General features: G+C 53.2%; 17 protein-coding genes. 8 read left to right on the top strand and 9 right to left on the bottom strand.

Annotation, left to right across the window (positions count from 1 at the left end):
* Positions 1 to 79 precede the first annotated feature (79 nt).
* The 3 genes from ACYVC2_RS24090 to ACYVC2_RS24080 all read left to right on the top strand — a co-directional run bounded on the left by ACYVC2_RS24090 (position 80) and on the right by ACYVC2_RS24080 (position 2,206).
* Positions 80 to 415 carry a hypothetical protein gene (locus ACYVC2_RS24090; RefSeq protein ID WP_461106561.1) on the top strand — a complete coding sequence of 112 codons (336 nt, stop codon included), beginning with the start codon at positions 80 to 82 and terminating at the stop codon, positions 413 to 415.
* A 346-nt stretch (positions 416 to 761) separates the two neighbouring features.
* Complete coding sequence (locus tag ACYVC2_RS24085) at positions 762 to 1,586, top strand: tail fiber domain-containing protein (protein ID WP_461106559.1); 825 nt, start codon at positions 762 to 764, stop codon at positions 1,584 to 1,586.
* Positions 1,587 to 1,816: 230 nt separating this feature from the next.
* Positions 1,817 to 2,206: a VOC family protein gene (locus ACYVC2_RS24080; RefSeq protein WP_461106557.1), complete on the top strand. Its 390-nt coding sequence runs from the start codon at positions 1,817 to 1,819 to the stop codon at positions 2,204 to 2,206.
* Between the two features lie 50 nt (positions 2,207 to 2,256).
* On the opposite strand, the gene ACYVC2_RS24075 is transcribed toward ACYVC2_RS24080, so the two are convergent.
* From ACYVC2_RS24075 to ACYVC2_RS24060, 4 genes are all read right to left on the bottom strand, one after another.
* Complete coding sequence (locus tag ACYVC2_RS24075; protein ID WP_461106555.1) at positions 2,257 to 2,493, bottom strand: hypothetical protein; 237 nt, start codon at positions 2,491 to 2,493, stop codon at positions 2,257 to 2,259.
* A 645-nt stretch (positions 2,494 to 3,138) separates the two neighbouring features.
* The gene (locus tag ACYVC2_RS24070; protein ID WP_461106553.1) at positions 3,139 to 3,495 is read right to left on the bottom strand and encodes a hypothetical protein; all 357 of its coding nucleotides are present in this window, start codon (positions 3,493 to 3,495) and stop codon (positions 3,139 to 3,141) included.
* 30 nt (positions 3,496 to 3,525) lie between these two features.
* Positions 3,526 to 4,008 (bottom strand): hypothetical protein, encoded by a 483-nt coding sequence (locus tag ACYVC2_RS24065; RefSeq protein ID WP_461106551.1) that lies wholly within the window; start codon positions 4,006 to 4,008, stop codon positions 3,526 to 3,528.
* Between the two features lie 310 nt (positions 4,009 to 4,318).
* The gene (locus ACYVC2_RS24060; protein WP_461106549.1) at positions 4,319 to 4,489 is read right to left on the bottom strand and encodes a hypothetical protein; all 171 of its coding nucleotides are present in this window, start codon (positions 4,487 to 4,489) and stop codon (positions 4,319 to 4,321) included.
* A 646-nt stretch (positions 4,490 to 5,135) separates the two neighbouring features.
* On the opposite strand from ACYVC2_RS24060, the gene ACYVC2_RS24055 reads away from it, so the two are divergent.
* A complete protein-coding gene (locus ACYVC2_RS24055) occupies positions 5,136 to 5,327 on the top strand; it encodes a cold-shock protein (RefSeq protein WP_461106547.1) in 192 nt (63 codons plus the stop codon).
* A gap of 90 nt (positions 5,328 to 5,417) precedes the next feature.
* Here ACYVC2_RS24055 and ACYVC2_RS24050 read toward each other — a convergent pair whose 3' ends face one another.
* The 5 genes from ACYVC2_RS24050 to ACYVC2_RS24030 form a co-directional block, all read right to left on the bottom strand.
* Complete coding sequence (locus ACYVC2_RS24050; RefSeq protein WP_461106545.1) at positions 5,418 to 6,293, bottom strand: transglutaminase family protein; 876 nt, start codon at positions 6,291 to 6,293, stop codon at positions 5,418 to 5,420.
* A 26-nt stretch (positions 6,294 to 6,319) separates the two neighbouring features.
* The gene (locus ACYVC2_RS24045; RefSeq protein ID WP_461106543.1) at positions 6,320 to 7,222 is read right to left on the bottom strand and encodes an SAM-dependent methyltransferase; all 903 of its coding nucleotides are present in this window, start codon (positions 7,220 to 7,222) and stop codon (positions 6,320 to 6,322) included.
* A gap of 86 nt (positions 7,223 to 7,308) precedes the next feature.
* Entirely contained in the window at positions 7,309 to 8,391 is a 1,083-nt protein-coding gene (locus ACYVC2_RS24040) for a fatty acid desaturase family protein (RefSeq protein WP_461106541.1), read from the bottom strand.
* A gap of 9 nt (positions 8,392 to 8,400) precedes the next feature.
* Positions 8,401 to 8,733, bottom strand: coding sequence for a winged helix-turn-helix transcriptional regulator (locus tag ACYVC2_RS24035; protein WP_461106539.1), 333 nt, complete (start codon positions 8,731 to 8,733; stop codon positions 8,401 to 8,403).
* 463 nt (positions 8,734 to 9,196) lie between these two features.
* A complete protein-coding gene (locus ACYVC2_RS24030) occupies positions 9,197 to 9,664 on the bottom strand; it encodes a cold shock domain-containing protein (RefSeq protein ID WP_461106537.1) in 468 nt (155 codons plus the stop codon).
* A gap of 1,017 nt (positions 9,665 to 10,681) precedes the next feature.
* Between ACYVC2_RS24030 and ACYVC2_RS24025 the strand changes: the two genes are divergently transcribed.
* From ACYVC2_RS24025 to ACYVC2_RS24010, 4 genes are all read left to right on the top strand, one after another.
* Positions 10,682 to 11,506 carry a hypothetical protein gene (locus ACYVC2_RS24025; protein ID WP_461106535.1) on the top strand — a complete coding sequence of 275 codons (825 nt, stop codon included), beginning with the start codon at positions 10,682 to 10,684 and terminating at the stop codon, positions 11,504 to 11,506.
* Positions 11,507 to 11,509: 3 nt separating this feature from the next.
* Positions 11,510 to 12,283 (top strand): response regulator, encoded by a 774-nt coding sequence (locus tag ACYVC2_RS24020; protein WP_461106533.1) that lies wholly within the window; start codon positions 11,510 to 11,512, stop codon positions 12,281 to 12,283.
* 5 nt (positions 12,284 to 12,288) lie between these two features.
* The gene (locus ACYVC2_RS24015; RefSeq protein ID WP_461106531.1) at positions 12,289 to 14,190 is read left to right on the top strand and encodes a sensor histidine kinase; all 1,902 of its coding nucleotides are present in this window, start codon (positions 12,289 to 12,291) and stop codon (positions 14,188 to 14,190) included.
* A gap of 326 nt (positions 14,191 to 14,516) precedes the next feature.
* Positions 14,517 to 18,497 carry a hybrid sensor histidine kinase/response regulator transcription factor gene (locus ACYVC2_RS24010; RefSeq protein ID WP_461106529.1) on the top strand — a complete coding sequence of 1,327 codons (3,981 nt, stop codon included), beginning with the start codon at positions 14,517 to 14,519 and terminating at the stop codon, positions 18,495 to 18,497.
* Positions 18,498 to 18,694: the final 197 nt, after the last annotated feature.

Below are 18,694 nucleotides of genomic sequence, written 5' to 3'. Positions count from 1 at the left end.
TTAAGCCCTGGGTAACAAAAACCAATCTTAAAAGTATATATGTATATTTGACGCATCCCTATCAGATGATTGATTATTTATGCGCTTTATTCATGTAGTACCAGGCTTTTATCAGTACACGTATCCAACCTTTGCGGATACCCCGCAACAGCTCTGTATTCATTTTCTGACACCGGATAAGCAGTGGGCATTTGTGAGCTATCCTAATCACCCTCAATACCGGGCGGCCGAGTTGGTCTCGCTCAGTTGGTTCAGGAGCATCCGGCTGCAGAAGCTGGCGGGCTATCCCTGCCTGATGCACTTTCTGGAAATAACCCTACCCCGGTGGCTGGGGCAGGCGCAGATGGACTTCGCCCTGGAGGAGTTGCTTACCGATCGTTTGGTCGGCAGGGAGCTGATGGTATCGATCGAATAGCACTTTGCTTATTTATGCCAGGGTTGTTTTATTGAACAAACGAAGACAGGCAAAAGCGCAATAGTATCCGCTGAAATTACCTGCTCTTGTCGACATCGGTGTGGGTGCCAAGCGTATCCTGCCCGACGGTAACCCCGTCTTATATAGTACGCATGACACCCACACCGATCATAAAGGCCCCGGCGCTCGTCGGGGCTTTTTCGTTGACCGTTCGCTCAAAACTTACCCCTGCTTATTCTAAACAGGCCCAACTTACCTGCAGGTAGGCTATTGCCCGGAAAACAGGAAATGTCCACGGTACCTTCCTGGCGGTAGTCACAAACGTATCCTTCAATTTTTTTTCATCATGAAACACCTTGTCCTCGCGGTCTGTCTGGTCATAAATTGGGCTGATCTGTATGCTCAGGTCGGTATTGGCACTACTACCCCCAAAGCCTTTTTTAACGTAGCCACCGGCAGGGATGTGCTGTTCGGCGAAAATCTAACGAACGCCGGCAACACCAATAAACTGATCTGGTACGCCGATAAAGCCGCCCTGCGGGCGGGCTACGTAGATAATGCCAATTGGAATACGGTTAACACCGGACAATACTCAGTCGCTACTGGCTACAATACCAAAGCGACCGGCAATTATTCCACGGCCCTGGGGTTTCAGACCAGAGCTAGTGGCTACGCTTCTACCGCGCTCGGGGCGAACGTATCGACGAATAGTCAGGTTGGCTCGTTCATCATCGGCGACTATGCCACCGGGTTTGTCTATGCCAACCAGAAACCTTATCAGATGATGATGCGCTTTAGTGGCGGTTATATGCTTTACAGTAGTGCCCCGTCCAGCCAGAGTATAGCCGTAGGGGTGCAGCTAGCGGCAGGTGGCAATGCCTGGACAACCCTTTCCGACTCCACCCGCAAGGAAAATTTCAGGAAGGCAGAGGGGGCCTCGTTTTTGCAAAAGATCCCCAGGATGCGCCTGGGCAGCTGGAATTATAAAGGCCAGGACGCCCGACGATACCGACACTATGGCCCGATGGCCCAGGATTTTTTTGCTGCCTTTGGGCATGATGAGCTGGGCACGATTGGCGAAGACACCTCCATCAATCAGGCGGATTTCGATGGCGTGAATCTGATTGCCACTCAGGCGCTGATTCAGGAGGTCAATCAACTCAAGGCCTAATTGACTCAAGCCAAACAGCGTGAGCAGGCTACGCAAGCCCGACTCGACAAACTGGAAGCCCTGCTCAACCCGTCGTCAGTCCAGGCGACCCTTATACCAAAGCCTTAGCCAACGAGCTCGTCAGGTGATCGGCCGTGAGTTTATTTTTCAGGACCTAGGATTCATCCTGACATAGGGTTGTCAGTGAACGGCTTTTAGTTTGCGTCGGTCAAACCAACGACAGATAGCACATGAATTTTACCTCCGTTCGAATCATCACCAGCGATATCAAGCCACTGGTTCGTTTTTACCAGCAGATCACGGGTACATCCCTGACTCAGTATACCGACGATTTCGCTGAGCTGCATACGCCTTCGGCCACCCTGGCCATCGGTAGCACCCGCACCCTACAACCGTTCGGGGGCGACGGAATCGCCCAGGCTGCCCGTAATCAGTCAGCCATCCTCGAATTTCGCGTTTCGGACGTAGATGCCGAGTATGAGAGATTGGCTGAGTTTCTGGGTGCCGCCATCGTACAGCCGCCAACGACCATGCCCTGGGGCAATCGATCGCTGTTGTTTAGAGACCCGGATGGTAATCTGGTCAATTTTTTTACGCCGGCTACGCCGGAAGCTCGTTAAAAGTTCGATGAGTAATTGGTGAACCGAAACTTTGTAGCCGCTGTAACTGGCTATGGTTCGTGTTTTTCCAGCAAATAGTCGATTCGCGCCTGCAGTTTTTGTAACTGCAGGCTTAGGTCGGCCATCCGCTTTTTTGACGTCTCTGCCTTTCGGATGGCTTCTTCGACCATCGATTTGGCCAGACAGGCCTGCTTCGATACGGCTTTATCCCGGAGTCGGTAAGCAGCGGCCTTGCTTTTGATGGCTTCCACAATGGCCTTAGTGCTCTTGGCGAACGAATCTTTCACGATAAAAACAACCCGTGAACGGAATAAATGTTAGGCTATACACAACTAATTTTCGAATATCAGGTTATCTATGTAATCAGTTCACACTGAGTTCCTTCTCCGCTCCTGTTTGCGAAGCTGTCGGTCAAGCTGCTCCTTTTCCGTCAGGCCCCATGAACCGGCAGGCTATGCTTCAAAAAAACACCCAGGTGCGCCAGCAATTCAACCGGGATTGTCTCTCGCTCAAGACACGTATCGTACAGCTCCAAGCCCGCAACGAGCTCCTTTCGATGCATCTGGAGGAGTTACTCGCTCATCGGCAACACTTACTGAATCGAATGAGCGATTGGCGGGACAAGGCCCGTTCGGCGGCAGGTAGGTGAACAGCAAACCAGCCGCAAGCCGATTTCACTGATCGACAGAAGGATACCAGACGACCAGGTACGCTTTTTTGCCTAACGTGTAGGATTTTGTTACTGGATTGCTTAGGACGTATGACTACTCGGGGCGATGCTGAAGCCTACTGCCTGGTCAGGTGTGGAATGGCTCACACATCGGGCTATCCGTAGCGGCCCGATGATCGATGTGTATCGATCGTGATCTGCGTTTAGTTACGGACTCACACCGAAAAAATTGGTGTACTGCAGACACGCTCCCAGCCGGTCTCTACTGTAAGTTGATTACCTCGGCCACAACACGACTCGTCGCAATCAGCGTTTTGGCAAATGGCAAATGGCCTTTAGGAGCCATCAAATAAAGTCGGCCACCCTGGGAAGTAGCTAGTTGATGAAGCAGTTTCAGTTTCGAAAGCAGATAAGCCACATCATCGGTTTTAAGAATCACTTCAAAATATGACTTTTGATCGAATTGACTACCGGTTACGTCCGGCGTGAATGATTGACCATCCTGTTGACGGCCATAGGCAATCGGTTTCTGGTACCCTTCTACATTCGCCTTTATGTCTAAAAAACCATGTTTGCTGGCCCATTGGGCTGCTTTCTCAACATAGGTTTGCCTGGTCATGAGTAGTATGCTTTAGTGAATGATTATTGATTACGCAGTAGGGCGATTCTCGGAAAGAGCCAATTTTTCCACTATGTCTATCGCTCGCCGAATATGCCGATTCAAATAGATCCGTTGATCATCAAGAAAAAAGGCAAGCTCATCATCGAAACCAACCGTAAAAAAACAGCCATTAGAAAAATAACCAGTCCCCTGATCGAAGTACCGGTTCAGGCGATTGGCCGCTAACTGCCCCGGCTGGTCGGTCGTTACCGTCGGAAGATGCTCGTTCAGCCAGTCGACTAAGGAAGTAATATCCTGAATTTTTCCATTTATGCCAACGTTATCCATAAAATCAACCCGCTTATTCAGTTCCTGTGCCTGGGCAAGTATGCCATGCAAAAGCCTGATAAGGTCGATAAAGGCGGGTCTCCAGGGAGCCATTTCCGATGACCCGCGCTCAAACAAGGGCGAATCCATCAGCACGTGTACTCGGCGGAGGTCGGTATTCAATTCATGAGTAGTATAAGCCATATCGATGGGTTTTGACGTTTCTTGCGGATAAACTTCATCGATCATAACGGATGAAGTTCCACCGGGAAACAGTATGCTTTTCAACAGGCGTAACAGGGCCTGATGGTAATCAATTGGCTTAGTAGTGAAAGCCACATGAAGTGGCCGTAGCCGATTGGGTTGGCCGGATTGGCTTTACACGATAAACGCACTTCCTCCCCACTCGCTTCTCTCTGGTGTATTATGGCTTCGTCGGGCAAGGATGCCTCAATGAAACCGGCAGACAGGATATGTATGGGATCGGTAAGCCTGAATGAGTGATTCGATGCGGTCAAAGACCAAACTGAGGAATCAAGTCCTGGCGTTTAGCGGCCTGCTCAGCCGTCAGATACAGAACAGTACGGGGCATGTCGCGCACTAAATAAGGTTTTTTGCTGGCTTCGAGCAGTTGATGACTGGCTTGCTGACGTTCTTTTGCTGTTAGTTTTGACGTTTCTTTCATATGACAGGGATATTGAGTGATTTAATTTTTACCACACAGGCAGTACCCGGCGGAACTAAAGTGAATCATTAAGAATTTGAATCCGGTTGCGGGTAAACCCAGCTACTTACGCCGGACTCGCGGGCCAGGAACAAACAGAAAAAAAAGCTTATCTGAACGCCTGAAGTTGGTGATATTGAGCGAGAAAGTATCTCAGTCGGTGCCAGTTGGCCGTCATTGCTTCGTATGTGATACAGGAAACAAAGCAGTCAATCGCGGTCTCATCAACGAAATGGGATTGAACCGGGAGCCGTTCGTTTACTTACCAATAACTGGAATCTGCCCGATTACGCCTTACCGATTGACCCAAAGCACTAGCCCCGAGGCCGTGGAGGATAAAAAAAGGGGAACCACTACGTTGCTGCTTGGTACGGGTGGCGTCGAGGTAGTCAATCATGAGCAGGGCATTTGACTGCCAATTAGCACACATGCAACTGCATAGTACTTTTCAAACGCAATTACGACTAAAAAGATTACAAGTCGACGAAATAGTTAGGTAAACCGCTAAGAAAAAGCAGCGAAACAGACGCCATTGAAAATACTTTGAAAATCAATAGGATAGCTCATTCAATAAGCGTAGATTTACTAAATTTTAATAAGAAAAAGAATGCAAACAGGAACCGTTAAATTTTTCAATGAACTCAAAGGATTTGGGTTTATCAGTCCTCAGGACGCTCAACCCGATATCTTTGTTCATGCATCCGGCCTGATTGACCAAATCCGGGAGAACGACAAAGTGAAGTTCAATGTGGTGGAAGGTAAAAAAGGCGTAAATGCTGTCGATGTAGAAGTCATCTAATTCATTTTAGTATAGCAAGCACTTGTTAAAACATGCCAACTGGCATGTTTTTTCTTTTTGTTGCTTACCGGTGGAGCGTCCTCGTCGCCTTTAAGCCAGGCGAGTCAGTGTGCTCGTATAACTAAGCTGGGTTTCGGCTGGACCGGTTGTTCCCGATACGGGGGCAGCCCCTGCCGGATTGGGTGAACAGGCCAGCGGAATATGACTTTCCGCGGTCAACATACCCGAAGTAGGGTCGAGGCCAATCCAGCCTGCACCGGGTAAATACACCTCAGCCCAGGCGTGTAAAGCTACCGAATCCGCCTGCACGGCCAAAGGAGCAGGCACGTCCGTTTCCTTCAGCTGAATCAGGTAGCCCGACACAAACCGGGCGGCCAATCCTAATTTTCGGAGCAACTGCACCAGTAACCAGGCCGAATCCCGACAGGAGCCGATGGCCCGCCGTAGCGTTTCTTCTGCCGACTGCACACCGGGCTGCCATCGTTCGCGGTACGTAATGGCCTGACAAACCTGCTGATTGAGCCCAATCAGAAAATCTATGGTGTTCTTTTTCGGCTGGTGCTTGATCTGGCCAATCCATTGCGTCTGATAAGGCCCCGGCTCGGTAAGCTCCGTATACAGGAAGAGCTCTTTTTGTAATGAGGTTGAGTAAGTAAATGGGTACGACTCTGCGTAGGTATCGATCAGAAAATCGAAGGGATTGACCGTTTCGATTCCCAAATTCATCGCTACGTCGATAGCCATCGACTCCACGGAAGCTGAAAAATCGACGCGGGCTACATAATTGCCGAACGGGTCCTGATGCCAGTGCAGGGTATGCTGGTCGGGCCGAATCGTTAAGGCGTACGATTCAATCGAAACCTGACTATGAGCCGCTGGTTTAAGCCGTATCAGTTGGGACGATAAAAAAACTGCCCGGTCGTACTGGTATCGGGTTTGATGAGTAAGCTGAATACGGATGGCCATAGCAAGCGGGAAGTAAGCGAAGTGAACTATACTTTTTCGAACACCAGCCGGTAATGTTCCATCGTTTCCTGCTGAAAGCAAACCCGGTTCGGACTGACCCGAAACACGGCGATCAGATCGCGGAAGGCTTTACTGGTCAGCATTTTAGGCAATAGGGAAGCATACAGCCCATATTTTTGCAGGTTAAAGCGCCTGAATCGTTTTCGCCATTGGCCGATGGTTTCGATGTAATCCAGCCGTCCGCTGCTCTGAGAAACAAGCTTGAAATGGGGATAGGCATTTCGAATGACCTGTTCGGCTCCATACGGCAGCCAGGACCCCGGAAACTGAGCGATCATCAGGGCTAAAGCGTACGACGGCGAATCTTTGGGAGCCTCCAGGCTGATTTCCTCGAAGGGAATCATGTTTCGGCCGAAAACCATCGTCTGTATATAAGCCCGCCCTCCCACCGGCAGCAAGTCACTGAGCCGAGTAAAGAAATCGGCGTAGACCGTATCCTGCTGTCCGGCCTGATACTGCTCTACCGAGCAGAAATGCTCCATCGCCCCGACGCTGGTGATGGCATCGAACTTACCATAATCGGCGGGTGTAATCTGCCGGCAGTCTTTAATATCTACCGCTAAACCGTTGGCCCGGCAGGCCGCGGCCTGCCCCTGCGAGAGCGTTACTCCTTGCCCAACGGCTCCGCGATCTTTTATGTATTGAAGCAAGGGCCCCCAGCCGCAGCCCAGATCCAGCACCCGCGACCCGGCGCTCACGTGCAGGCTATCGGCAATGAACTCATGTTTCTGGCGCTGCGCCTGTTCTAAAGTGAGCGAGAAATCGCCGTTGTACATAGCCCCGCTATAATCGCCTGTTTGGCCCATGCTCAAACGGAAGATTTTATCGATGGTGGTATACGTGAAATCTAAGTCTTGTTGAGAAGCCATAACCTGGAACGATAAAAGTGAATAAAATCCGGATGAACGATGATTAACGAGACTCGGCAACACGGGGGTGCCTTCGTCCTGGCGACTTACGCGGGTCGGCCGAGAGTCTGTAACAGGCGAAAATGGGAATGAAGCGCCGAGCCGAAACTGCGATTTTCCAGGTAGGGCAACCCAAATTCGTGCGCCGTACGCTTGACAATAGCCGTAATGGCCGGGTAATGAATGTGGCAGACCTTCGGGAATAGATGGTGCTCGATCTGACGATTCAAGCCACCGCAGATAAAAGCCGCCAGGGCGGAGCGGGGCGCAAAGTTGGCCGTCGTGCACAACTGATGAATGGCCCAGGAGTCCTGGATCGTTCCCTGCTCGTCGGGTACAGGAAATGTTGTTCCTTCGACCGTATGGGCCAGCTGAAACACAAGCCCCAACACCAACCCTTCGGCCAGATGCATTACCAGAAACCCGATCAATACCTGCCACCAGGTCACGCTGAGGACCGCAAAAGGTAAGACCAGAAAGAAGAAGTAATACAGCACTTTTGCCATAAATAGCTTAATGTATTCGCGTCGGGGATGCAGGGGAGTGTCGTGTTGCCCAATTCGGTTCTTGAAAAACTTGACGTAATCCTTCCGCAGCACCCAGGACAGCGATGCCAGTGAATACAGGGGAAAGGTATACCACTGCTGATAGCGATGCCAGGGCCGCAGCGGCTCCTGGGGGTCTAGTCTGACCAATCCTGGTGCCACCTCGATGTCTTCGTCATGGCCGGGGATGTTCGTGAAGGTATGGTGCACGATATTGTGGGTGATCTTCCAGACGTAGGGGTTGGCGCCGAGCAGATAAAAGCTGCCTCCCAGTAATTTATTCACCCAGGGATGCGCCGAAAAAGCGCCGTGCAAGGCATCGTGAGACACATTGAAGCCAATGCAGGCAGCAAATACGCCCAGGCCAATCGCCAGGCCGAGCATCGCCCACGGACCAAACTGATTCGACAGAATCAGTCCGTAAAGCAGGGTGTACCCCAGCAGGAAAAATAGCGCTTTGGTCCACATGGCTCCATTGGCGTGGGGAGAAAGGGCTCGTTCGGTAAAATACACGTCGACCCGCTCGCGAACCGTAGCGAAAAACGTAGACCGACTGGTATTCGTGAATTTAAGTTTGGTTGCCATAAAAAGCAGTTAAGTGATGAGTTGACCGATCTGTGGAATCTGCCTCAGCAGTGGCAAGGCAGAACAGCCTTTTTCGGTAAGCATGTATTCCACCCGGGGCGGAATTTCAGCGTATACAGTTCGCTGCACAAAACCCAGAGAGACAAGGGCTTTTAACTCGTCGGCCAGCACCTTCTCGCTGACGCCGGGCAGTTGCCCGCTGAGCTGGCTGTAGCGAAGGGTTTGTTCGCCGAGCACCAGAAGAATATACAGCCGCCACTTTCCGCAGATAATCGACAACGCTTTAGCGATTAAAACAGGATCAGGCGCCACGGGGCGTTCATTAGAGTCACTCGTAGTCATGGACGGTAGGCAATCGCTGAACCGAGTCAGGGGTTAGCCTAAGCCGAGGCAGAAGTGAAATAAAAACCGAATGGATGTAAGCGAGTAGCTTACAGAACGGACGGTTGGCTGATCAACCGATGTTCGCTTACCAGAAAGTGATGTAGGTTAAAAGTGCTTGATAAGTACGATGGAAAATGAATGATGTCTTAACTGAATTGAATGGAAATGAATGCCGGACAGGCTAAAAGAAGGGAATCTAGATGGTAAGCAAGGCGGTAGCGTTGCCGACGAAAAGAACCAGAATGTTAGCGAGTAACGAAAACGCGATTAGAAGGTGAGTGACTGTCTAATCTGTAACTAGCTAACTGAGGGGTTAGTTCAGGATTTTGCCAAATAAGGCCCAATAAAAAAACAGTCGGCAAAAGCGGGGAAGAAAACCCCGTTTTCGTCGACTAAAGCCCCAATAAAGACTATTTATCGGCTACGCTTGATTTTTGACTAGTTTTTTTACCTCAACGGCGCTGGGGCCTTTGGGCGTGTGTCTAATTTCAAACGTCACCCGGTCATTTTCGCCGACCGCGTCGATCAGTTCTTTTTGATGAACAAAAACGCTCTGCTGGCTCTGCTGATCCCGGATAAACCCGTATCCTTTGGCGGTGTTGAACATCGTTATCGTTCCTTGTCGGATGATTTCCTCTGGTGCTTCCGGTTCCCGTGGAGCAGCGCCAAGGGTAATATCCTGCTGATCGATGGGCTTGCTTTTACGGGGGTTGGGCGGGCTGAGAGAAAGGTTTCCGTTTTCATCCACATACGCCAGCATTTGATCCAGGCTCTGCCCTTTATTGGTAGTGGATTTGCGGTCTTCGCGCTTTTCTTTCTTATCCTGCTGCTTTTTTTGCCGGGCTTTTTCTTTTTCCCGCTTGCTAAAGGTTCCGTTCGATGCTCCCATTGCCGTTAGTTAATTAAATGGTGAATAAACAATCATGATGATAGGCAGCGTCGTTGTACAAACCAGTTCTGACGGAGCAGAAGCAAACCGTGTTTTCGTCGACGAAAACACCGAAGAATGAAACGAAAATCGGTCGTTCATACACCACAGTAATACACCCATGACAATCGGATGGGTATATACCAGGGAGGAGCTTACCAGATGAGCGCTTTAAGAATAACCGGCCAGCAAGGGCATTAGTTCTCGTGACTAAAAAGTAAGGTCTATAAGTCTCGTTATCGACGGCTTTATCGATACCGGCCTCCGCCAGACCGAAGCCCGTGCGCTTGCCCTGTTGCGCCCATACCTGCTTTTTAAGTCCCTCGCCCAGTTGAGGTAAGCTCCGTGGAGGCTACCATTCGTAAACAAGGGATGGGCCGTGTAGCTGTTGCCTGTGATTTCCGACCGGCCAACTGCTCCGCTGAAACAGGCCGGTGGCGTCTAAAACAGGATCAGAGACGATCGCCCGCAGAGAGAAGAAGACTGTAAAATCCAGGACATAATCGCACTGCCGAACCCTAACGGGCTTGGTATACGTACGTTTTCTCAACGGCCACCGATGCATGAAGCCCCAGAATGGCAGTCTCGTCATACAGCGGCCTGGGCGGTCGGGTGAGGCCAGGCTAGCCAGCGCGATAGGTATGTATTTTTTGCTGGAAAATAAGCTTAGCCCGTCTGCCGGTTCCCGGTTGGTTACTCCACTGCTTTATTACCGTCGTCTGCTTACAGCACAGAGTTCTTTATACACATTTGTGTTTATGTGCGTTGTTCTGTTTCGATCTTGATGCCTGACTAGCAGCGGTTCCTACAACCCTGGCGGGTTCAGGCAATTTTGACCTGGCCAGAAAGCAGCTTCATGCAGTCGACCCTGGTAGTTGTTGGTAAAACACTTTACTTTGAGTAGAATTCAGCCAACGATTCCGAGTAAGTAACGTGTTTATAAAACAGTTTATATCCTTATTGCTCTTATCTGTCTATATGATGTTTACCTGTACTTCCTCCGATCAACAGACTCGTTCGCTGGCGACCGATGAAGTGCCCGGTCGGCGGGAGCGAGTAGATGAAAACTGGCAATGCCGACAAGTTATCTGGCATGACTACAACTTAAATTATTACGTGTATTCAACCGATTCCAGCCGGTTGGTAACTCGCTGCACTGCCGTCGAGAAAACGAACAGTTTTCAGTATTATCCGCTCGAGCAGCGACTCGTCTACAACCGGCAGGGATTACTGGAACAGGTCTATGCAGAAAATGGCTCCAGCCAGTATCACTACCGCAATGGCCAGCTGGCATCGATCGACTTCAGGCAGGCTAAACGACTCATCTATCGATACCTGATCAGCGTCAACGCTGGTGGGCAAATTATTGGCTTACGGGGTATTCCGCTCAATAACAGCGGCTTGATGGGCTACTCGACCCGCTATCAGCTGGATCAGCAGGGCCGGTATGTGCAACTGGATGTCCGAACCGATAAGGGGCTCCTCTACTACCGGGTCGTACAGGATAATTTCGATACGTCGACCAGTTCGATTTATGGGCTTCTGCGGGGCATTCCTTTCGATTTGAACCGTCATGCCTGGATAAACTGGGGCGAAGGGTTTCCCGTCAGCCAGGATGTTGCCCGGCATATTCGTACCTACCAGTATGCGGCTCCCCAAACACCTGACCAGCTCATCAAACGCTCCGATGTATCAGCTAGTTACCGAACCAATACCCAGGGTTATCTCACCCACCAGTACCGTACCGATGCCGTCTCCAGTCTGCACGATACGGTTTGGATTGACTACCGAAATTGCCGCTAACCTATGGAGTCCACCATCAACATTCTGATCATCGAAGATGAAGCCGTGCTGGCGATGGATCTGGGTGACTTGCTGGAAGAAGAAGGCTATTATGTCATCGGAACGGCCAATAATGGTCCCAAAGCGCTTAGCCTACACCAAACCACTCGGGTAGATCTGGCTTTGTGCGACATTCATATCAAAGGCGACTGGGATGGCATCCAGACCGTCGAACAGTTGCTGGCTCACCGGCCAATACCCATTATTTTCCTGACCGCCCTCACCGACCGCGAAACCCTCGACCGCGCCATGCGGACTTATCCGGCGGCTTACCTGATCAAACCCGTAACGGTGCCGGGTTTGCGGGCAGCGGTCGAACTGGCTCTGCGTAACTTTACCCGGCCCGATCCAGCCCAGCCCGACCCAGCGGATGAGCTGACGAGTTCGCCCAAAGACTCGCTGGGGCAGGAGCCGATTCTGCGGATGGACGACAATGTGTTTATCAAACAGAATTACCAGTTCGTCAAACTGGGGCTCGACGATATTGAGTACCTGGAAGCTGACAGCGCCTACACGACCCTGGTTACGCCCAGCCACCGCTATGCACTGCGGCTGACGATCGGCCACGTGCTGAGCCGGCTCGACTTTCCCCGGCTAGTACGCATTCACCGGTCGTATGCCGTCAATCTGAACCGGGTCAGCACGTTCAATGAGCGGGAGGTAACCCTGTCGACCAAGACTTTACCACTGGGCCGGCTGTTCAAACCCGATTTTTTACGACAGTTTGCCATTCGCTGATCGCTATGCGTACCGGGATGCTGCTTTTGACCCTGTTCAGTCGGCTTCTTTGCCTGGCTCAGTCGACTGTTCCGATTGATTACGAGCCTGTTTATCGGCAGCGGATGGCAAACTTGTCGCCGGTGCAGCGCTTCGAATGGGCCGTTCAATATGGTCATCTGCTTAACGAACAGTCGCGGTTCGCCGAAGCCAGGGCGCTGATGCAGCAATCACTGAAAGCGGCTCAGCAAACCAGGTTACCTAGTTGGCAGGCTTTCTTTCATGAACGGTTAGGCCATCTGGCCCTGACGGCGGGTAATCCGCCCCAGGCGCTTGCCAGTTACCTGCAGGCACTTCATATCTACCAAACAACGAATCAGTATGACTGGCAGCAAATCATCTGCCAGGATATCAGTGGCATATACACCCTGCTACAAAACAAGACGAAAGCCAATGAATACAGGCAGCGGGCCATCCAGCTTCGCCAACAGTATAATCAACTGCTGGGGCTGTGGTCATCCTTTTCGACGGAAGTGGACCGGCTGGTCAGCCAGGGACAGCTGGATTCGGCCCTGGTGGTCAATAAGAAAGCCTTAACGGCCTTGCTGGTCAATCGGGAGTGGGTAACCTACCACAGTGCGCTGGATGGATATGGCGTTTTGCTGGCCCAGGTGGGTCAGGACCGGCAGGCCGAGCAAACCCTGCGCCAGTGTCTGGCCTACAGCCTCCAACAGGACGACCACCGACGGGAGCTCTACGCCTATATGCACCTGCCCCTGCCCCTCCTACACCTTCACCGCCTGACCGAAGCCGAGCAGTATGCCAAACGGGCACTGAGCCGCATCGAGAAAGACCCCGAACGGCAGGATGAACACCGGGCCGAGGTCTATGCCGTATTGACCCAGATTGCCCAGGCCAAAGGAAATTACCGCCAGGCCCTGGATTACGAACGGCTCCACAACCAGTTTGCTACCCGCCTGCTGAGCGCCGAGAAAAGCCGCCAGTTGGCTGAGGTGGAAACCCGCTACCAGACGGCTCAAAAACAGGCCCGCATCGATCAGTTGAGCACCGCCAACCAGATACAGACGACCCAGATCAGCTGGCAGGCAGCAGGATTACTGGCTCTGATCATGCTGCTAAGCCTAACGCTCTGGCAGTACCGGGTAATCCGCCGGGTGAACGCCCGCCTGCTAAGCACGAACCAGACGGTTACCGAAAACAACCAGCAGATCCGTGAGCAGGCCGAAAAGCTTTCGGTGCTGATGCGCGAACTTCACCACCGGGTCAAGAACAACCTGGCTATCGTATCGAGCCTGCTGCGGATGCAGTCCAAACGGCTCGATGATCCTCATGCGGTGCAGGCCGTGCAGGATGGTCAACGGCGGGTGGAAGCCATCTCGCTTATCCACCAGCAGTTTTACCAAACCGATAATCTGGCCGATGTGCCCATCAAAGCGTACGTGACCGAACTGACCGAAGGGCTGCTCGTTGGATATGGCTTCGATCTTAACCAGTTCGACTGCCAGATTGAGGTCGCCGATCTGCAACTGGACGTTGAGGTGGCCGTTCCGCTGGGCTTGATCTTGAACGAAGTTTTGACCAATGCCTTCAAATACGCTTATAGCGACATGACCGGGTCTGGCCAGACCCGCCCTTATTTGCGGGTCGTGCTGCAACCAGATCCTGCCCAATCGGATGGCAGCCTGTTGGTCGAAGTACAGGATAATGGCCCCGGCCTAGCCCCGGCCGACCAGCGACTGGGGGAAACACGGGGCCCTGCCGCCGGCAAACGATCTTCTTTTGGCCAACGACTGATCCGAGAGCTGACGGGGCAGCTGGACGGAGAGATGACCCTGACTGCCCACAATGGCACCTGTTTCCAGCTTCGGATACCGGCTCCTCACCGAACCCACCAGGTGAGTTCTTGACCTTTCTTCGTGTTTGTTCACTAATCAAATTGGGGCGTTGGTATACCACCGGAAGTCGTTCATTACTCTTTCCAGGCGACGCTAGTGTTTAGTGCTAATTTTTATAGCCCTTCCGGATGTCGGTTGGCTATTCAGCACAACACCATCCTTTGCAGGCACGGTAGCCTCATTGAAACCGGGTTCCGACCAAGGAGCTGGCCACCAATGAGCGTTATTTACTACCCATAATATCTATTAACTCTATGGAGAGAATTATTTTTTCTTTTCTTTATTTGGTAACTAAGCGAATACCTACTTTATGCCTTCTACTTTGGGGACCCGGTTTATTGGTTCTTTCAGCCCAGCCGCTTCCTCAGCCAGAGCGTATCACGAATCAGCAGGGGCTGCCTCAAGCCTTTGTACCCGCAATTGTTCAGGATCGGCTGGGGTTTATCTGGGCCGCTACCCGCGATGGACTTTGCCGTTACGACGGGCAGCGGTTTCGGGTATTCCAGCCCGATCCCAGTGGTCGGCCTTCCCTTTCCTTCACGGGTGTTAATCAACTCTCGCTGGATCACCGGGGCCGTCTCTGGGTGACCTCCGAACGGGGAGATATCGACCTGATGGATCCCCGCACGGAGCAGTTTACCAACCTATCCCGCCACCCTCTTTATCGAAAGGCCATCGGTCAGCAAAGTTTACGGTCATTCTGTATCGATAGCCGGGATCGGTTATGGCTGGTGCTGACGAATGAGAAGCTCGTACGCATCGATTTAAAAACAAGCCAAATCCATGCCATTGCCTGGCAGCCAGCGGGCAGCGTTCCGGGCCAAAGTGAGTTAGACCGCGATCTGGTAGAAGACCAGCAGGGGGGCATCTGGCTGGCCTGTGCCACCGGCTTGCTGCGGTTCGAGGAGAAATCGAACCGATTCCGGCCCTATCGGCTGCCGGGTGGTCTGGTCTGCCCTGCTCTGACTGACGCTATTTTGCGGCTGTATGCCCGGCCCGGCGGCAAGCCCGGAGCCGGCGAATTGCTAATTTTTCAGTCCCATCAGATCCTGCGGCTCCGTCCCCAGGCGGGGGAAGTGCACACCTACCCCTTCGCAGGGGGACTACCCGAGTGGGAGCGGGTCGGTTTTGCAGCAGACAGCCGGGGACGCGTTTATTTCAATAACCAGGGAGCGCTCTATCAGTTTACCGATCAGGGTGGAGGCCAGTTGCTGGTACCCAGCCAATCGGGTCAGCCCAAAGAAAACGGACTGCGGGTATGGGTCGATCGATCCGACGTCCTGTGGCAAGGCACCGGCGGTGCGGGTATTCGTACCTACGATTTAAGGCCTAACCCCTTTCAAACCGCCCCCTATCGACACTCGTTTCACACCGATCTGCTCGATGCTCCCTGGCTTAAGCTATCCGCCGGACAACGGGCGCTGGTCAAAAAAAATCATTCGGCACCAACCAGTTATGACTTTCGTTCGACCCTCGACGGTCGCGGTTCACTCTGGTTCAACACGGGTAGTTTTCAGGTCTATCAACTGGATATGACCACCCACCAGCCCACCCCACGCCCTCTGCCCCATGCGTTTCAAAACCGGGAGGCCGGTGACATACCCTGTCCGCTGGCGACCGACCCGGCGGGTCGTGTCTGGGCCGTACACGATTCCCTTGTTTATCTTTACGAACAGGATCGGTGGCAAGTTATGCCCTACCACATCCCGCGTCGAACGACGAGTACTGTCCTTGTCTGTTCGGTCGATGAGCAGGCGCTGTGGCTGGCTACGGAACAGAAGGGCTTGTGGCGACTCGATAAGTCGACGGGTCAGTTGCGTCAGTACGCCCATCTTCCCACCAATCAGTATAGCTTAAGCAACAACTCTCTGCTCAGTCTGGCCCAGGACCCCACCGATGCCCACGCCTTATGGATCGGTACGTACGGCAGTGGACTGTGTCGCCTGGATAAACGAAGCGGTCGTTGCCAACGCTTCACCCTGGCCCAGGGACTACCCAACAATGTCATCTATTCGGTGATCCCCGACTGGCAGGGTCGGTTGTGGCTGGGAACGAACAAAGGCCTCTGCCGATTCGACCCGCGAACGCTGGCGACCCGTACCTTTACCCACGCCGATGGTCTGTTGGCCGATGAGTTTAACCGATTTCATGCGGTGCACCTGCCCGACGACCGCATCATCCTGGGTGGACTGGAAGGCATCACGGCTTTTTATCCCCGTCGGGTGGGCAGTGATTCGTTTGTGCCCCGGGTCGAGCTGACGGAACTATACATCAACGATCAGCCAGCGAGTGAAGCGGTACGGGATTCGTTGCCGATGCAGGCGGTCAACGCGCTGCGGCTGGGCCATGACCAGAATTTTATTACGGCCCGATTTGCCGCCCTGCAGTTTAACCGGTTGGGGAAACACCACTACCGGTACCGGCTGGAAGGCCTGGAAACTCACTGGAAAGAAACGGACTTACCTGTGGCTACCTATACCGACCTGTCACCAGGGCGCTATACACTGGTGCTCAACGCAGCCAACACAGCGGGAGTCTGGAGCCCGTATACCCGGCGGTTAGCCATTCGCATTGAGCCGCCGGTATGGGCAACCTGGTGGGCCATCGGCCTGTATGGGCTGCTGGGGTTGGGGCTGGGCTGGCTTATCCTCAGGGTTTATCTGGGGCGGTTGCGGCTCCGCCAGGCCATTGTCCTCCAACAACGGGAGCTGACGCTTCAACAGCAGCAGGCTGAACACCTCAAGTCGGTCGATGCGCTCAAATCGAATTTCTTCGCCAACATCACCCACGAATTCCGAACACCCCTGACCCTGATTCTGGGCCTAACCGAGCGACTGAGCCATACACTCCGCGAGCCAGAGGATCAGCAGCAACTGGCTACCATTGGCCGAAACGCCAACCAGGTGTTGGGCCTGGTCAATCAATTGCTGGATCTCTCGAAGCTGGAGGCTGGGGCTTTGCCGGTGACCGAGGTGCAGGGCGATCTGGCCCGGTTCGTCGAGGAAGCCGTTGGTTCGTTCCGCGAACTGGCGCTGACCACCGGCGTTGAGCTACAGATCGAGCTTTCACACCTGGCGAATAGGTACTGGTTCGACGCGGATAAGCTCGACCGAATCCTGAATAACCTGCTTAGTAATGCCCTCAAATTTACCCACTACGGCGATCAGATAACCGTCCGGCTTCGAGTTGCTCCGAAGGGTGTCGTGCTGAGCGTGGCCGACACTGGTATCGGCATAGCCGCCGACCAGTTGCCTCATATCTTCGACCGATTCTACCAGGTGCCGCCTACCCTCCCGCTGCGTGCCGCCCCCGCCATCGGAACGGGTATCGGGCTGGCGCTGGTCAATGAGTTGGTTGAACTGCAGGGTGGCCACATCAGCGTGAGCAGTCAGCCGGGGCAGGGAACGACGTTTGTCGTCGAGTTGCCCTACCGGCAAGCCAGTGCCCTGCTGGCGGATGTAGAAATCAGCGCCGAGTCGGCCGGCTCCGGCCTGGTCCGGACGATACCCGGTTGCGAAGCCGCTGAGACGCCGGTGACCGAGGGTCAATCGCTGGTGCTGGTGGTGGAAGATAACGACGAACTGGCCCGCTTTATCCTGGAGAGTCTGCCGGCCGAATGTCAGGGAATCCGGGCGGCAAACGGTCAGTTGGGCTGGGAGCAGGCCCTGGCCGAACTACCGGAGCTGATCATTTCCGATGTCATGATGCCGGTTATGGATGGCTACACGCTGTGCCGACAGGTAAAGGATGATATTCGAACGAGTCATATTCCGGTGATGTTGCTGACGGCCAAAGTAGCCCTCGATAACCGGCTCGAAGGACTGGTGCTGGGGGCCAATGACTACCTCATCAAACCGTTTCACGTCGCTGAGCTGCAGGCCCGGGTGCGTAACCAGCTAACTACCCAGCGCCAGCTTCGGGCGTGGGTACAGACCACCCTGACCCAGGCGGCCGCGCCAGCCCTGACAGCAGAAGAACGGCCAGCCCCCGATCCGTTTCTGGTTCGTCTGTATGCCCTGCTGGAAGAGCATCTGGATGAATCCGAGTACGGCGTCGAGCAGGTGCTGCTGCCGCTGGGCATGAGCCGGACGGGACTTTATCGTAAACTCAAGGCCCTGACGGGACTGGCGCCGGCGGATGTGATCCGGCTGTATCGACTCCGGCGAGGCAGTGAGTTCCTGCAGGCTGGCCTAAGCGTATCGGAAACGACTTACCGGGTTGGGTTCCAGAGCGCATCGCATTTCAGTCGGTTGTTCCGCCAGCACTACCAGCAGACACCCAGCCAGTATGCCCAGCCCGATGTACAGACCCACTCCTGAAAGGAGGCATTTGATGAACCGGTTCAGGCACACAAAAAGAGCCCTTCACAGGTAAAATGGTCAGATTAGGCTAGCATTTGGTCAGCATAGACAAGTCGATAGGTCGGGGAATATACATTTTTGCAGGATCGTTTTTCGACAGTTCCCGTCTAACTATGTTCGTATACAAAGCCGTTTTGCAATCCATACCTGCCCCG

It is taken from the genome of Spirosoma koreense, assembly GCF_054777875.1.
The sequence above is the reverse complement of the archived record's forward strand: the minus strand, read 5'-3'. Positions and strand labels throughout refer to the sequence as shown.

Bases quoted from the DNA above. Each gene is read 5' to 3' on its own strand.
- ACYVC2_RS24090 (WP_461106561.1), top strand. From the start codon at position 80: ATGCGCTTTATTCATGTAGTACCAGGCTTTTATCAGTACACGTATCCA.
- ACYVC2_RS24085 (WP_461106559.1), top strand. From the start codon at position 762: ATGAAACACCTTGTCCTCGCGGTCTGTCTGGTCATAAATTGGGCTGAT.
- ACYVC2_RS24080 (WP_461106557.1), top strand. From the start codon at position 1,817: ATGAATTTTACCTCCGTTCGAATCATCACCAGCGATATCAAGCCACTG.
- ACYVC2_RS24070 (WP_461106553.1), bottom strand. From the start codon at position 3,495: ATGACCAGGCAAACCTATGTTGAGAAAGCAGCCCAATGGGCCAGCAAA.
- ACYVC2_RS24065 (WP_461106551.1), bottom strand. From the start codon at position 4,008: ATGGCTTATACTACTCATGAATTGAATACCGACCTCCGCCGAGTACAC.
- ACYVC2_RS24060 (WP_461106549.1), bottom strand. From the start codon at position 4,489: ATGAAAGAAACGTCAAAACTAACAGCAAAAGAACGTCAGCAAGCCAGT.
- ACYVC2_RS24055 (WP_461106547.1), top strand. From the start codon at position 5,136: ATGCAAACAGGAACCGTTAAATTTTTCAATGAACTCAAAGGATTTGGG.
- ACYVC2_RS24050 (WP_461106545.1), bottom strand. From the start codon at position 6,293: ATGGCCATCCGTATTCAGCTTACTCATCAAACCCGATACCAGTACGAC.
- ACYVC2_RS24045 (WP_461106543.1), bottom strand. From the start codon at position 7,222: ATGGCTTCTCAACAAGACTTAGATTTCACGTATACCACCATCGATAAA.
- ACYVC2_RS24040 (WP_461106541.1), bottom strand. From the start codon at position 8,391: ATGGCAACCAAACTTAAATTCACGAATACCAGTCGGTCTACGTTTTTC.
- ACYVC2_RS24035 (WP_461106539.1), bottom strand. From the start codon at position 8,733: ATGACTACGAGTGACTCTAATGAACGCCCCGTGGCGCCTGATCCTGTT.
- ACYVC2_RS24030 (WP_461106537.1), bottom strand. From the start codon at position 9,664: ATGGGAGCATCGAACGGAACCTTTAGCAAGCGGGAAAAAGAAAAAGCC.
- ACYVC2_RS24025 (WP_461106535.1), top strand. From the start codon at position 10,682: ATGATGTTTACCTGTACTTCCTCCGATCAACAGACTCGTTCGCTGGCG.
- ACYVC2_RS24020 (WP_461106533.1), top strand. From the start codon at position 11,510: ATGGAGTCCACCATCAACATTCTGATCATCGAAGATGAAGCCGTGCTG.
- ACYVC2_RS24015 (WP_461106531.1), top strand. From the start codon at position 12,289: ATGCGTACCGGGATGCTGCTTTTGACCCTGTTCAGTCGGCTTCTTTGC.